Consider the following 14,507-nt stretch of genomic DNA (forward strand, 5'->3'; position numbering starts at 1 on the left):
TAGGGCAGGCAGGCATCATGTCGAGCCTCCAAGCCGTTCGATGGCGGCATTGAGCGCTTCGCGCGAGATCTCGCCCATGTGCATGGAGGCGAGTGTCCCGTCGGCTCTGAGGAACAGGGTGATGGGAAGTCCCATGCTTCCGTAGTGGCGGGGGATCTGCATCGACTGGTCGAGCAGGACGCGATCGAGCTTGAGGTTTTCTTTCGCGAGATAGGCACGGATCGTTTCCGAGCCTTCGCCCTGATTGACGAACAGGAAGGTGACGTCGTCGCGGCTTGCGGCGACTTCCGCGAGCAGCGGCATTTCCCTGCGGCATGGAGGGCACCAGCTCGCCCAGAGATTGACGACAGCGGGTTTGCCGATCACGTCGCTGACCGCGAGCGGAGGACCGTCCATTTGCTGAAGCGCGATTGTCGGGGCGGGCTGACCGAGCGTGGCCTGGGTGAGTTGGGTCACGCCGACCCACAGCACGAGGCTGAGGCCGAGGGCCCCTGCGGCAGCAAGCCCGGCCTTGAGCGAGCGGATGAACAACACGCTTACGAGCAGCACGCCGACAAAGCCGGCAATCGGCTGGAAGCCGCCCTGCCAGAAGGCGAAGATCCGCATGGGCTCGGCCGCGAAGCTTTGCCAATGCAGCGCGACATGACCAAGGCGGGCAGCGACCAGGCCGCCGATCAGCGCCCAGGTCGACCATTGTCCGATGATGGGGTCGACTCGGCGCGCGAGGATCGACGTCGCGATCGTGAAGGTGAAGATGCCGAGAATGGCCGCGAATTGCTCCGAGGCGAAGACGAAAGGCCCAATCGCGATGGCGTTCATCGCACCGTCCCGGTCTTGTCGGAGCCAATCTGCTCAACAGAGGCCTGCAAGGTCGCTTTGGTCACGTCTCCCACAAGCCGCGTTCCGGTCGCCTCTCGCCCTTCGGGATCGACGAAGATCATCGTCGGCGGACCGACCACCTGAAGGCCCTGCATGATTTGCCGCTGTTCAGGCGTGTTGCCGCTGACATCGAGCTTGATCAGATTGAAGCGGGCGAGCGTGGACTGGACGGCGGGATCGGAAAGGACGCTGCGGTCTATGACGGCGCAGGTGACGCACCAGTCCGCGGTGACGTAGAGCAGGCTCGGTTTACCGTTCCGATCCGCGATCCTCGTTTGAAGCTCGGCGGGCGTGCCCGCGCTGCGGAAGGCAAGCGCTTCCGAAGAACCGGGAGCGCCTCCGGTTCCAGCCGCAAGGTTGGCGAGAGGCCGGAAGGGATCGCCGGAACCGCTTGCAGCGCCGACAGCCAACACGATGCCGTAGAGTGCGGCCGCGATGCCGGCCGCCTTTGCCGCCCGGCGCCGCCCAGGAGCTTCCGGTCCGATCGCATCGAAGGCGCCGAGCCAGACCGCAAGACCGATCGCGAACAGGGCCCAGAGCGCAAGGCCCGCTTCTGCCGGGATGATGCGCGAGACCATCCAGATGGCGGTCGCCACGAAGACGAACCCGAACGCCTGACGGACGATAGTCATCCACGCTCCCGCTTTGGGAAGTGCCTTCGGGCCGAGCGTGCCGAAGGCGATCAGGGGAATGCCCTTGCCCAGGCCAAGCGCGAAGAGGGACGCTGCCCCGAGCGCGACGTCGCCGGTCTGCGCGATATAGATCAGAGAACCGGCGAGCGGCGCGGTCACGCAAGGCCCGACGATCAGTGCCGAGGTGAAGCCGAGCAACCCGGCCGAGGCCAGCGAACCGCGATTGCCCTGACCGAGCCGGCCGATCGCATTGACCCAGGCCGATGGCAGTTGCAGCTCGAACAGGCCGAACATCGACAAGGCCAGCACGACGAACAGGGCGGAGACTGCGCCGATGGCGAGCGGCGACTGAAGCGCCATCTGCAAATTCTGCCCGGACCAGGCCGCCGCCACGCCGAGCAGGCCGAACGCGCTTGCCATCGCCAGCACATAGGCAAGCGACAGGGTAAAGCCCCTGAGTGCGGTGACGGACTCGCCCTGCCGCGCGATCGCTCCGGCCAGGATCGGGTACATCGGGAAGACGCAAGGCGTGAAGGCGAGCAGCACGCCGAACAGCATGAAGCTTGCGAGAACCATCGCGACGCCGCCGTCCTTCAGCAGCGAACCGATCATGCCGCCATTGTCGGCCGCGACGGAAATGCCGGTCTCGTTTCCGGTCGCCGGCCCGTTCGCAGTCGTCGTGACGGCCGGGGTCGTCCACTCGCTCGCCTGCGTCGCAGGGGCGCGCTCCTCCGGATCGGTTACGGCAAGCGTCGTCGCATCGACATGGCGCATGATCGGCGGATAGCAGATGCCGTGGTCCTGGCATCCCTGATAGCGGACTTCGAGCGGAGCGGATGCCGACGCATCAAGGGGAACCACCGCGGCGACGTGATCGTGAAAGACGGTCGAGGGGCCGAAGGTCGGGTCGTCCTTGCTCTGGCCGTTCCCTTGGAGCTCAGGAACCGGAAGATCCGAGCCGCCGCGAGCGAAGCTGAATTTATCCTGATAAAGGTAGTATCCCGGCGCGATCGTCCATCGGATCTGGACGCTACCGTCATTTTGCCGTGTCGCCGAGAGCTTGAACGCCTGATCGACGGGAAGCGGCATTCCTCCTGAAGACGTCACCTGCGCCGATGCCGGCGTGATCGACAGCGCTGCAAACGCCATGATCATGGCCGCTAGAATGACGGACCAGACAGTTCTTGAAGGCAATGCACGCTCCCGCTTGATGTTACGACGGCGGGAGAGGTCCGATCGGCAGCTTAAGGCAGACTTAAGGGCATCTTTATTCGTTGAATGTGGGAAAATCTTTGCCGAACCGCCTAGAGCGGCCCGAACAGCGCTTCAAGCGCGGCGCCTCGGGGTGCGCCGCTCTGGAGGATAAGTTCGCCGTCGGTGCCCCGCGCGACGAGGCCGGGCGTACCGCTAAAGCCAAGCCTTCTCATCAGCTCGACATTGCCGGTGAGCTTGGTGTTCGTCTCCGGCGATATTTTTGCCAGCGGGGCAATCCCGCCGGAGGCGTGGTTCATCTCATTTTGCGTCAGGGCGGCTTGCGGATCGGCCGCTTCGATGATCGCGGCTGCCTTCGCGGCCGAATCGGCGCGGATCACGCCCACCATGACATGGCGAAGTTGGACCTTGCCGGCCTCGACCCATGGTCGCGCCGAACGCCATAGCTCATTGCAGAAAGGGCAATTGGCGTCGGTGAATGCGTAGACGACACGCTCCGCATTCGGATTGCCGTCCTGAACCCAGGCCGCGGCTTCAAGCGCTCCCCAGGCCTCCCGGTGCATCGGCTCACTCGTTGCCTGCTTCATCGCGGCATCGGCAACAGAATCGCCCTTGGCATCGATCAGGGTGCCGATCAGCGCATAATTGGCGTCGGGCATGATGTAGACGGCCAGCGGCTGCGTGCCCGAGCTCGCGGCATAGGCCTGCAATCCGCCCGGCACCTCCATGGGGCCGTGGATAGTCAGGCCCTGGCTCTTCAGCGACGCAAGGATCGCCTCGGAGTTGCTTGCCGTCTTTGACGAGACTGTTTCATTATTGTCATTACAGCCGGCGAGCATCGTTGCAAGAGCAAGAGCGGGTAGAAGCTTTTTCATTCGTGATGCACCAGTCGATGTTATGGACAGATCTGCATGTTTGCTGCCTTTTGCCTGCGAGCTTAAGGCAGCATTAAGCGCCGCCGCGGCCTTCGCCGTCACGAGCCGTCCACCAGAGAGTAGATGTCTTTCCTGAACTGCGCCGGCCCCGCCGGAACGCCCCAGGCCGTGATGTAGACGAAGTGGACCGGGACGGGATTGGTGATCGCGACGTCCCGGCGCTGACCATTGGTCAGGAATTCCGCGACGGTCTCGGGAGACCAACCCGGCGTGTCCTTGAGCAGCCAGGTCACGAATTCCGGAATACGCTGGACCCTGACGCAGCCGGACGAGTGAAAGCGGCTTGCATCGCCGAACAGGCCGGGGTCGGGCGTGTCGTGAAGATAGACCGAATGCTGATTCGCGAAGTTGATGCGGACGCGTCCAAGAGCATTGCGGCTCCCCGGCTCCTGCCGGAACATGTAGTTAGTCGCTTCCTCGGTGCTCCAGTCGATGCTCGACGGCGACACTTCTTTCCAGTTGCCGGTATAAATGCGCATCCCCATACGAGTCAGGTAATCCGGGTCCCTGCGGATGATCGGAATGAGATCGCGGCGGATGATGCTTTTCGGCACATGCCAATATGGGTTGAAGTTGATCTCGTGGATCTTGCTCGAAAGCAGCGGCGTTGCGCGATTGGGCTGACCGACGACGGCCGATTGGCGCAGCACCACGGCGCCATCCTCGACCATCTCGATCTGCGCCGAGGGAACGTTGACCGTCACCTGGCGGCGATCGTCGACCAGAGCGGCCTGTAATCTGGGAATGTTCGCAGCAAGACTCCGCGCCCTGTCTGCCGCCGGACGGTTGAGCGCCTCGAACGTGGCGGTGCCCGCCACCCCGTCCACGGTCAGGCCATGCCGCGCCTGAAACCTGCGAATGGCGGCATCGACGAAGCTGTCGACGACGGTGCCCGCGCCAAATTGCGGCGCCAGGTCACCCGTCACAGCGAGCCGTTGGCGCAGCCAGGAGACTTCGTTGCCCTGCGCGCCAAGGGAGAGCCGTTGCGTGAACGGATAGGCGGGCCATCCGCCTTCGGCCGCCCAGCCTGCGTAGGTTTCGGAGGCAATCCGCGTCGCGTGCAATGTCGTCGCCGAAAGCAGCGGCGTTTCGACGTCCTGCAGGCCGTCCATGCGGGCGCTTGCCGTGTCGAAGGCTCCGTCCCAGGCGCGAGCGGACGCGACGGCGAAGGTTGCGGATGCCAGCCCGCCAACCAGAAGAGAGCGTCGGTCCAGCATCACGTCCGTTTCCTCCTCGCTTCGAGAACTGCCTGGGCAAGGCCGGTTCGATCGAGCACGCCACCGTAGATCTTCGAGCCGATGGCGAAGGAGGGCGTGCCGGCCAGGCCGAAGGCCTTGGCCATGCGGTCGTTGCGCGACAAGGTGTCGGCCACCGCTTCAGGTGAGTGAGCCGGCGCGAGACCTTTGACACTGGCATCTTCGAGCACTTCGATGACATCGCTCTCGGCGAGCCGTCCTTCCGTACCCATCAGCGCTTCGTGAGCGCGGCCGTAGGCCTGCGGATCCAGCGCCAGAACATGCTCGGCCGCGAATCGCGACGCTTCGCCAAAGATCGGCCAGTCTCGCATCATGAGGCGCAGATTGCCGTCGTCGCTGACGAACTTCTTGAGCTCGGGATAGGTGCTTTTGCAAAACGGGCATTGGTAGTCGAAGAACTCGACGATCGTGACGTCGCCATCCGGATTGCCGAGCACTGGCGTCACCGGATCAAAAAACACTTCCTCACGGGACGGCTGCTGGGCGGCGACGCGCGTGACGGTCGTAGGGATCGCCAAGAGCGCGGCGGTCGAAATCAGAAAACATCGTCGTGACTGCATTCATTCGGTCCTCCGTGAGTTTTCGGACCGAAACGCAGTCTCAAGCTTAAGCTAGGCTTAAATGGACGGATCGACGGCTCCCCCAGTCAAACATCGACAATGTTGGGAGGGTGCCCTGGCAAACGGCCGGACATATTGAAACACTTCTGCCGACACAGGGTAGCCCAACCGTATTTTCTGTATGGGGCAGCATTCCGGCGCTATCCCTCGCACTGCTGATGCTGATGGGGTTGGTCTGGACCGGGCGTTCAACGTGACGGTCGAGTCGCAAGCGCAACCGGCTATCATTTCAAATTGATCACTGCGAAAGCTGGTCAAAGGCTTCGAAAGCCTTCGCCGCGTACATTACGGATGGGCCAGCGCCCATATAGACGGCCATGCCAAGGGTCTCGCTGATTTGCTCACGGGTTGCGCCAGCCTTTGCCGCTCCCTCCGCATGATAGGCAATGCAGGGCTGGCATCGTGTCGCAACGCTGATCGCCAACGCAATGAGCTCTTTCGTTGCCGGATCAAGCGCCTCTCCGGCATGTGCAGATCGGGCCATTTCGGAAAATGACTTCATCACCGCAGGCGCTTCCTGGCGCAATGATTTCACGCCGCCGTTCATGTTCTCGATCAGCTTCTTCCAGTCTTCGATCATTATATTCTCCAACGTTCAAACAAGCCGTCAGCCACAGGAGCGCTCAGGCCAGGCGGCTCCCATGACTGTGGATACCTCGATCAGGTCATGAGAGCGCCCGCGCTCCGATAGAGCACATAGGCTGCGACCACGAAAATCAGCGCCGCGAAGATGCGATTGAGCGTGTTCTTGCCGGCGGAGAGCCGATTGGCGAGCATCATGCCGAGAATGCCGCCAAGGATGCCGCCAGCGATGAACTCGAAGGCAATCGGCCAATCGACAAGGCCGGATGCGGCGTAGTTGATCGCCGTGGCGAGCCCGAAGCTGCCGACCGCCAGGAGTGATGAGCCGATCGCGTTGATCATCGGCATGCCGGTCGCGAGAATGAGTGCTGGCACGATCAGGAAGCCGCCGCCAATGCCGAAAAAACCGGAGGCGGACCCGGCGGCAAAGGCGACGGCAGCCGTGACGAGGCAAGTCCTCAGATCGGCCGGGCGCTCGGCAGAAGCGTTGGCTTTGCGCGGTCGAAGCATCATCACGCCGACGAGGATCATCAGCAGTCCGAAGAGGAAGAGGAGCCTTTGACCATCAATGACCTTGCCGAGCGTCGAGCCGGCGAGAGCGCCGAACGTCCCGACCCCGGCGAAGACGACCGCGCAGCGCCAGCGGACGTTGCCGCTGCGGGCGTGGCCGATGAGGTTGGCGAAGGCGTTGACCGATACAGCGAGCGCGCTCGTGCCGATGGCGATATGCGGCTGCGTCACGCCGACGACATAGAGCAGCAGCGGCGTGGCGAGGATCGAGCCGCCTCCGCCAACGAGGCCGAGGGAAAATCCGACAAGCCCGCCCGAGGCGAGCGCAGGGCCGAGATTGGCAAGCATGGCTCAACCCTTTCCGGCCAGGAATCGATCATGCGTGACCATTCCGATGAACATGGCGGCAGCGAAGATGACCGCGGGGGCGAGGCCGAGCGAAAGCGATGCGATTGCGGGACCGGGGCAGAAGCCGGCCAGGCCCCAGCCGACGCCAAAGATCGCCGAGCCGAGGATAAGTGGGCCATCGATCCGGGTCTTGGTCGGTAGATGAAGCTGATCGTCGAACAGAGGCTTGTTGATCACGAAGGCGACCCTGTAGCCGATAAAGGCGACGAGGACGCCGGCGCCGAGAACGAAGATCAGGCTTGGGTCCCATGCGCCGGTGATGTCGAGGAAAGCTTTCACCTTGGCGGGGTTGAGAAGGCCGGAAATCGCGAGGCCGAGCCCGAACAGAAGGCCGGCGGCAAGGGCCGTCAGGATGCGCAGAGCCGGGGTCATAGCCAGCCTCCCATCCGCATGACGAGCACGGTCAGGATCGCGGTCGAGAGGAAGGTGAGCACCGCCGCGAAGGATCGGGGAGACAGTCGTGCCAGTCCCGAGATGCCGTGTCCGGAGGTGCAGCCGGAACCCATGCGCGTGCCGACGCCAACGAGCAGGCCGGCGACGATAAGGAGCGGCCAGGACGCCGCGACGACCACCTGTGGCGCAGTGCCGAAGATGACGAGGTAGGTCAGCGGACCAAGAAGGAGGCCGGCGACAAAGGCGATGTCGTGACCGAGCCGCTCACCGCGACGGCCGAGCAGGCCGCCGACGATGCCGCTGATGCCGGCGATGCGACCGTTGAGCAACATGAGAAGACTGGCAGACAAGCCGATCAGTGCGCCGCCGGCCATTGGTGCGAAATAAGCGTCCATCACCAGGCCGCCCCCTCGAGCGCGTCCAGTGGGATCTTCAGGTAGCGCTTGCCGTTGTCCTCCGGCTCGGGAAGCCGGCCGCCGTTTATGTTCACCTGCAGGGCATGCAGGATGAGCTTGGGCATCGGTAGGGTCGCGTCGCGCTCCTGGCGTAGCTTGACGAAGCTCTCCTCGGTCTGGCCGGCAATGTGCGGATTGAACTTCTTCTGCTCGCCGACCGTGCTTTCCCAGCGAGGCGGGCGGCCGTCCGGCTGATAGTCGTGGCCGGTGAAAACGCGAGTTTCGTCACGCAGAGAGACGATGTCCATGATCGACCGCCAGAGGAGCTTTGCGCTGCCTCCCGGGAAATCGGCGCGGGCCGTGCCGGAATCCGGCATGAACAACGTGTCATGGACGAAGGCCGCGTCGCCGATGACATAGGTGATCGAGGCCAGCGTGTGCCCCGGCGAGAACATCACTCTCGCGTCGATCGTGCCGACCTTGAAGGTATCGCCGGCGAAGAACAGCCGGTCCCACTGATGACCATCGGCGGGAAAATCGGGCCAGTTGTAGATCCCCTTCCAGAGTTTCTGCACATCGACGACATGCGCTCCGATCGCGGTCGGAGCCCCGGTCTTGTCCTTGAGGTAGCGGGCGGCGGAGAAGTGGTCAGCGTGCGGATGGGTGTCGAGGATCCATTCGACGGTCAGGCCCTTTTCCGCGATGTAGGCGAGGATCGTATCGGCCTGCTCAGTGCTGGTCGATCCAGACTTCTCGTCGTAGTCGAGCACCGGGTCGATGATGGCGCATGTCTTCGTCGCCGGGTCGCTGACGACATATTGAATGCTGCCGGTGCGCTTCTCGTAGAAGCCCTTGACCTCCGGTTTGCCGACGTGCCGGTGGGCAGCGAGCCAGTCGCGAGCATGGTCGGGAGCAATGCCGACGTCACCTGCCACGGCGATCAGCTTGTCGTCACTGAACCCTTCGACGTCGGCGTCTCCAGCCAGCACCCACATGTAGAAGGAGCGTGCACCGGAGCGGCAATGTGCGAGCACCGGACCGTCGGAAACAACGATCGCCTCGGCGAAGCGCCGAACGTCTTCCTGCCGCATGTTGTTGCTGGTGACCGGGATGAAGACATAGTCGAGGCCCGCTGCTTTGGCCGCTTCTTCCTCGGCCGCCGATCCAGGCTGTGATGCCTCTTCGCCATCCGGCCGGTTGTTGATGACCGTCTTGAAGCCGCGCTTGGCAAGTTCGGCGAAATCCTCGGGCTGAAGCTGCCCCGCGACGGAAAACTTCTCTGTGACCGGTATCGGTTTCATGGGGCTCCTCCTTGACGCTTGTCAATCTGAATTACATACTTACATAAAACCAGATATGTAATTCTGCAAGTGGGAGGAATGCCATGGAAGCCATTCAGGACATCCGCGCCGCACAGGCACCGAGTCTCAGACACAGGATCGTCATTGTCGGCGGCGGTGCAGCCGGCATCACGGTGGCGGCCGAGCTCAAGCGGCACGATCCGAAGCTGGACGTCGCGATCGTCGAGCCCTCGGGCTCCCATTCCTACCAGCCGGGCTGGACGCTGGTCGGTGCGGGCGTCTTCACGCGCCGGCAGACCGAGCGCGAGGAGCAATCGCTGATCCCGAAGGGCGTGACGTGGCTCAAGGCCGCGGTCACCGGCTTCGAGCCGGACAACAATCTGGTCAGGATGAGCGACGGCCGGGCTCTCGGTTACGACTATCTCGTTGCCTGCCCCGGCTTGAAGATTGACTGGGACGCCATCCAGGGGCTGAAGGATACACTCGGCAAGAACGGAGTGTGCAGCAACTATCGCGCCGATACGGCCGAATACACCTGGCGCCTCATCCAGGACTTCCGGGGCGGGATCGCACTGTTTACCCAGCCGGCGATGCCGATCAAATGCGCCGGTGCGCCCCAGAAGATCATGTACATGATGGCCGACCATCTTCGGCGGCGAGGCAGGCTCGACAGTTCGAAGCTCAAGTTCTGCCTTGCCGGCGAGGCGCTGTTCGGCGTGCCGTTCTTCGTGCCGCCATTGCAGAAAGCGGTCGACGAGTACGGTATCGACGTCTGCTACCGGCATAACCTGATCGCCATCAACGGTCCCGCGAAAGCGGCGCTGTTTTCGGTAACCGACAAGGACGGCGCGGCACGCGACGTCGAGATGCGCTTCGACATGATCCATGTCGTCCCGCCGCAGACCGGACTCGATGTCGTGCGGGAAAGCCCGCTGGCCAACGCGGCGGGCTGGATCGAGGTCGATCCGGCGACGCTGCGTCATGTCCGCTATCCGAACGTCTTCTCGCTCGGCGACGCAGCGTCCACGACGAACGCCAAGACGGCGGCGGCCGTCCGGCTCCAGTCCCCCGTCGTTGTCGCCAATCTGCTGGCTGCCATGCAGGACAAGGCCATGCCCAGAACCTATGACGGCTATGGTTCGTGCCCGCTGACGGTGGCCCTCGGCAAGATCGTGCTTGCCGAGTTCGCCTATGGCGGCAAGGTGACGCCAAGTTTCCCGCTCGATCCCCGCGTGCCCCGCAAGAGCATGTGGTACCTGAAAACGAAGTTCCTGCCCTGGCTCTACTGGTCTCATATGCTGAAGGGCGGCACGATCGACATCAGGCATCGCGAGCGGGGCTGGTGAGAGCGTGGCCCTCTCACTTGCTTTCCGCCTGCTTCTTGCGCGCATCGGACACGACCTGCTTGAACCCCTGATAATCCAGCGTCGACGTCTGGAATGGACCGACGAGGTAGGCCGGCGTTCCCGAAAAGCCGATGGCGTCGGCCTGCGCCATGTTGCGCTTGATGATGGCGTCGATTTCGGCGGACTTGGCTTTCATGTCGGCGTCGAGGCGGGCCATGTCGATGCCCGCGGCCTGAAGTCCCTGGCGCATCTTCTCCTTCGGAACCCCGACGCCGGGAATTCCCATCAAAGCGTGATGCGCGATGTCGTACTTGCCCTGGTATTTGGCGGCGAGCGCCATCATGGCGCCGTCGATCGAGGTCGGGCGGATGACGGGCCAATCCTTGTAGACCAGCCTGATCTTGCCGTCCTCCTTGACGACGCGGTCGAGGTCGGGAGCGGATTTCTTGCAATACGGGCAGTTGTAATCGAGGAAGGCAACGATGGTGAGGTCGCCTTTCGGGTTGCCCGCGACCGGCGCTGCCGGATCGTTGAGGATCATTTCCTTGGATACGTCGGCGGCGGTCTGCGCGAGCGCCGCACGGTTCATCAGAGGAACGGTCAGTACCGCGCCACCAATGGCGAGCACGGCGCCGCGACGCGTAAGAGCTGGCATATAGGATCTCCTTTTGGCCTTGATACGGACAGGTCGACGCCTGCGCGTCCTGCGATCCACGCCCGTCACCTTAAGGCTGGCTTAAGGTGGGCACCGGATTTCCATTGTTCTGTCGCGTCCAAGGGTTTGTGTGCATGAGAGTCTTGTTGGTCGAAGACGACGCTGTATTGATGAACGGCTTGCAGGTCGGGCTGGGACTGGCCGGCTTCACCGTGGACGCCGTCGCCACTTGCGCCGATGCTTCGGCCGCCTTGCGCGGCTCTGCTTTCGACGCGATCGTTCTCGACCTGATGCTGCCGGACGGATCAGGCCTGGAGGTTCTGGGCGAACTGCGCGGCCGTCAGGTCGCAACGCCGGTGCTGCTGCTGACCGCGCGTGATAGCGTGCCCGACCGCATCGCCGGATTGGATGCCGGCGCGGACGATTATCTCGGCAAGCCCTTCGATCTGAATGAAGTCGCTGCGCGGCTACGCGCTCTAACAAGACGAGGCAACGGTGGCGGATCCGCCTGCCGGGTCTGGCGGGATCTTCGCCTGGAGCCTTCCACCATGGCCGTCTCGAAATGTGGTGAGGCGGTTCGTCTGTCGCGCCGCGAGTTCTCCATCCTCCATGCTCTGATGGACCGGCCGGGCCAGATCCTGTCGAAGTCGCAGCTCGAAGAGAGGCTCTATGGCTGGCAGGAGGATGTGGAGAGCAATACGATCGAGGTTCACATCCATAATCTCAGGCAGAAGCTCGGCCCCGGAATTATCGAGACGGTGCGAGGGGTGGGTTACAAGCTGGCGGAGGACAGTGCATGAAGTCGATCCGCAGCCGGCTGTTCATGATCCTGATGATCACAACCGGCGTCGTCTGGATGTCGGCGATCGTCTGGATTTATCTCAGCACGCGTCACGAGGTCGAACGGGTACTTGACGCGCGCCTGATCGAAGCGGCGCGCATGGTCAGCTCGCTGATCACCAGCCAGGAGATCGACCCGAAGCGCGCGGCACAGTTACCGACTGTCGAGCCGGCCCTCCACGCTTCCTACGACCGTCAGCTCTCGTGCCAGATCTGGGCGCTCGACGGAACTTTGGTCGGGCGCTCGGACGCCGCGCCGGCCACACCTCTTACCGATAGCGGCGAAGGGTTCTCCCAGACGGTGATCGCAGGAGAAATCTGGCGCGTCTACGCGGTGATGAACAGTGATCTCGGCATGCGCGTGCTCGTCGGCGACAATATGCGCGTCCGCGACAGGCTGGTCGCCGATGTGATCCGTGGCCTCGCGCTGCCCGCGTTGCTTATCCTTCCGATCCTGGCAGGACTGATCTGGCTGAGCGTTCGCAAGGGGCTTGCTCCATTGAACGCGATGGCGAGCACGTTGGAAACGCGCCCGGCGTCGGATCTGAGCGCGCTGCCCGACGCGGAAACACCGTCTGAAATCAGGCCCGTGATCCGTTCGCTCAACGGGCTGTTCGGTCGCGTCAGCGCGGCTCGGCAACGAGAGCGCGACTTTACCGCCTTCGCGGCACATGAGCTGCGAACGCCGATCGCCGGACTGAAGACACAGGCGCAAGTGGCGTTGGGAAGCGAAGACCCCAAGATACGAAACAATGCTTTGCGCCAGATGGTGATCGGGGTGGACCGCACGTCTCGTTTGGTGCGGCAGCTTACCGATCTGACGAATACCGAGAGCGGCGAAATCGCATCGGCTCAACAAGACGTGAACCTCGGGAAAATCCTCGGGCAAATGGCGGACGACATCGGTCAACATTATTCGGACACGGCTGCAATCGAAGTGGATCCACAGCTAGGAGGCATTTGCCTTTCGGTCGATCCGTCCCTGTTCACACTCGCGGCGCGGAACCTCCTGGAGAATGCCGCCCTGCATTCGGGGTCGGACGGAGTGGTGCGATGCTCGGTGCGCACCGAGAAAGATGGGATCAACGTCGTCATTGACGATAGCGGACCGGGCATACCCGCGGAGGAGTTACCGAAGGTTCGTGACAGATTTTACCGGGGCCGCAACAAGACCGCGATGGGCAGTGGCTTGGGTCTGGCGATCGCGGATCTCGCGATGAAGCGTCTCGGCGGAGAGGTATACCTCGAAAACCGGCGCGAGGGCGGGCTACGAGCGGAGCTGCGGTTTGCCGATACCGTAAAGAACGACTGCTCGGAAACGACTCCTATCCGACAGCGGCGAGAACACCCTTTAGGATCGATGGGCTAATGACACGACGGGGGGCGAAGAGATGTGATCCAATAGAGATTCGCCACCTGTGTTATTTCGTGGCAGCCGCCGAGCATGGCAGCTTTCGGAAGGCAGCGAACGTTCTTGGAATATGTCAATCAGCGATCAGTCGCCGCATCCGCGATCTCGAAGACGAGGTTGGTGTCTCACTTTTTAACCGCTGCACGAACGGAGTATCGCTGACCTATGCGGGCCAAATCTTCCTACTACGAGCTAGGCAAGGCCTGCGAGCGATCCACGAGGGGCGTCGCTACATTGGCACGGTCGGGCGTGGCGAAGAAGGTGTGGTCAGAATTGGCATCTTCTCGTCTCTTGCCTCGGGTTTCCTCTCCGATTTGTTGCGCTCCTACAGCAAGGACCATAGCGGCGTACGAACCGAGCTGATCGACGGCAATCCAGCGGAGCATGTAGCCGGCATCCGGCAGCTCCGCCTGGATGTCGCGTTCATCACAGGCACATCGGCTTGGACGGAGTGTGAAACGGCGCACTTGTGGTCGGAACGTGTGTTCGCAGTTTTGCCTGAAGAACACGCGTTGGCGCGCAAGGAAATATTAAACTGGACCGATTTGGCAGGCGAGCACTTCATTGTCAGTGACGTCGCGCCTGGCCCTCAAATACATGAATACCTTGTCCAGAGACTTTCTGATTTGGGACATCACCCTAATGTGCAGCCGCAATATGTCGGGCGCGACAACCTGCTGCCTTTGGTGGCGATTGGCCGCGGTCTGACTTTGACCAGTGAGGCCACGACGGCCGCCCAATTTCCCGGCGTGACATATCGACCGATTGCCGGAGAGGTCCTGCCCTTCAGTGCAGTCTGGTCCGCAAGAAATGACAATCCCGCATTCCGGCGGTTACTAAGCTTGGCCAAAGAAATTTCGCGGCAGTCTACTCCCCGGTTATGATCGGTCTTGTCCGCTTGTTGAAACGGACACATTTGCTGATCGCCGCGCCTTTGCAAATCCGCGATCACTAATGACGAAGCGTTCGAGCATCGGCACGATCAGCCGAATGGGATCAACGGGCGGAGTTCCCGGTTCCGCGAGGAGGCGGCCGTATGCGACAAGATCGCGATGGAGTTGGGCGGGCAACTCGACCGTGACTTTGATTGGCTTATCGTCCGCGATCGGTCCAAGTTTCAGCTTTGCCATGG

Annotated in this window: 16 protein-coding genes; 4 read left to right on the plus strand and 12 right to left on the minus strand. The window is 62.6% G+C overall.

The genetic code is table 11. The features are described 5' to 3' along the window. Nucleotides 1-15 precede the first annotated feature (15 nt). The 10 genes from U1R88_RS17640 to blh all read right to left on the minus strand — a co-directional run bounded on the left by U1R88_RS17640 (nucleotide 16) and on the right by blh (nucleotide 9,123). Nucleotides 16-819: a TlpA disulfide reductase family protein gene (locus tag U1R88_RS17640; protein WP_322432417.1), complete on the minus strand. Its 804-nt coding sequence runs from the start codon at nucleotides 817-819 to the stop codon at nucleotides 16-18. Continuing rightward, the gene (gene dsbD / locus U1R88_RS17645; protein ID WP_322432418.1) at nucleotides 816-2,705 is read right to left on the minus strand and encodes a protein-disulfide reductase DsbD; all 1,890 of its coding nucleotides are present in this window, start codon (nucleotides 2,703-2,705) and stop codon (nucleotides 816-818) included. The genes U1R88_RS17640 and dsbD overlap by 4 nt, the downstream gene beginning before the upstream one ends. Before the next feature lie 110 nt (nucleotides 2,706-2,815). Next, complete coding sequence (dsbG, locus tag U1R88_RS17650; protein WP_322432419.1) at nucleotides 2,816-3,700, minus strand: thiol:disulfide interchange protein DsbG; 885 nt, start codon at nucleotides 3,698-3,700, stop codon at nucleotides 2,816-2,818. Continuing rightward, entirely contained in the window at nucleotides 3,697-4,875 is a 1,179-nt protein-coding gene (locus tag U1R88_RS17655; RefSeq protein WP_322432420.1) for a L,D-transpeptidase family protein, read from the minus strand. The genes dsbG and U1R88_RS17655 overlap by 4 nt, the downstream gene beginning before the upstream one ends. Continuing rightward, nucleotides 4,875-5,351, minus strand: coding sequence for a DsbA family protein (locus U1R88_RS17660; protein WP_322432421.1), 477 nt, complete (start codon nucleotides 5,349-5,351; stop codon nucleotides 4,875-4,877). The genes U1R88_RS17655 and U1R88_RS17660 overlap by 1 nt, the downstream gene beginning before the upstream one ends. 421 nt (nucleotides 5,352-5,772) lie before the next feature. Next, complete coding sequence (locus tag U1R88_RS17665) at nucleotides 5,773-6,114, minus strand: carboxymuconolactone decarboxylase family protein (RefSeq protein WP_322432422.1); 342 nt, start codon at nucleotides 6,112-6,114, stop codon at nucleotides 5,773-5,775. 80 nt (nucleotides 6,115-6,194) lie between these two features. After that, entirely contained in the window at nucleotides 6,195-6,974 is a 780-nt protein-coding gene (locus U1R88_RS17670; protein WP_322432423.1) for a sulfite exporter TauE/SafE family protein, read from the minus strand. A gap of 3 nt (nucleotides 6,975-6,977) precedes the next feature. Beyond that, nucleotides 6,978-7,406 carry a YeeE/YedE family protein gene (locus tag U1R88_RS17675; RefSeq protein ID WP_322432424.1) on the minus strand — a complete coding sequence of 143 codons (429 nt, stop codon included), beginning with the start codon at nucleotides 7,404-7,406 and terminating at the stop codon, nucleotides 6,978-6,980. Then, on the minus strand, nucleotides 7,403-7,822 hold the full coding sequence (locus U1R88_RS17680) for a YeeE/YedE family protein (RefSeq protein ID WP_322432425.1): 420 nt from the start codon (nucleotides 7,820-7,822) through the stop codon (nucleotides 7,403-7,405). The genes U1R88_RS17675 and U1R88_RS17680 overlap by 4 nt, the downstream gene beginning before the upstream one ends. Then, complete coding sequence (blh, locus tag U1R88_RS17685) at nucleotides 7,822-9,123, minus strand: bifunctional sulfur transferase/dioxygenase Blh (protein ID WP_322432426.1); 1,302 nt, start codon at nucleotides 9,121-9,123, stop codon at nucleotides 7,822-7,824. Before blh ends, U1R88_RS17680 begins: the two co-directional genes overlap by 1 nt. 83 nt (nucleotides 9,124-9,206) lie before the next feature. On the opposite strand from blh, the gene U1R88_RS17690 reads away from it, so the two are divergent. Further along, complete coding sequence (locus tag U1R88_RS17690) at nucleotides 9,207-10,469, plus strand: NAD(P)/FAD-dependent oxidoreductase (protein ID WP_322432427.1); 1,263 nt, start codon at nucleotides 9,207-9,209, stop codon at nucleotides 10,467-10,469. A 13-nt stretch (nucleotides 10,470-10,482) separates the two neighbouring features. On the opposite strand, the gene U1R88_RS17695 is transcribed toward U1R88_RS17690, so the two are convergent. Then, complete coding sequence (locus U1R88_RS17695) at nucleotides 10,483-11,124, minus strand: DsbA family protein (RefSeq protein WP_394013053.1); 642 nt, start codon at nucleotides 11,122-11,124, stop codon at nucleotides 10,483-10,485. A 134-nt stretch (nucleotides 11,125-11,258) separates the two neighbouring features. On the opposite strand from U1R88_RS17695, the gene U1R88_RS17700 reads away from it, so the two are divergent. From U1R88_RS17700 to U1R88_RS17710, 3 genes are read left to right on the plus strand one after another with little or no spacing between them, the layout of a single operon-like run. Continuing rightward, nucleotides 11,259-11,924, plus strand: a complete 666-nt coding sequence (locus tag U1R88_RS17700) for a response regulator (RefSeq protein ID WP_322432428.1) — start codon at nucleotides 11,259-11,261, stop codon at nucleotides 11,922-11,924. Further along, nucleotides 11,921-13,333, plus strand: a complete 1,413-nt coding sequence (locus U1R88_RS17705; RefSeq protein WP_322432429.1) for an ATP-binding protein — start codon at nucleotides 11,921-11,923, stop codon at nucleotides 13,331-13,333. The genes U1R88_RS17700 and U1R88_RS17705 overlap by 4 nt, the downstream gene beginning before the upstream one ends. Beyond that, complete coding sequence (locus U1R88_RS17710; RefSeq protein ID WP_322432430.1) at nucleotides 13,333-14,259, plus strand: LysR family transcriptional regulator; 927 nt, start codon at nucleotides 13,333-13,335, stop codon at nucleotides 14,257-14,259. The genes U1R88_RS17705 and U1R88_RS17710 overlap by 1 nt, the downstream gene beginning before the upstream one ends. Here the strand turns inward: U1R88_RS17710 and U1R88_RS17715 are convergent. After that, complete coding sequence (locus tag U1R88_RS17715; protein WP_322432431.1) at nucleotides 14,254-14,505, minus strand: DUF2274 domain-containing protein; 252 nt, start codon at nucleotides 14,503-14,505, stop codon at nucleotides 14,254-14,256. The two genes, U1R88_RS17710 and U1R88_RS17715, sit on opposite strands and share 6 nt — an antisense overlap. Between the last annotated feature and the right edge of the window lie 2 nt (nucleotides 14,506-14,507).

It is taken from the genome of Labrys sedimenti (genome assembly GCF_034424805.1).
In the GTDB taxonomy this organism is placed as follows: Bacteria; Pseudomonadota; Alphaproteobacteria; order Rhizobiales; family Labraceae; genus Labrys; species Labrys sedimenti.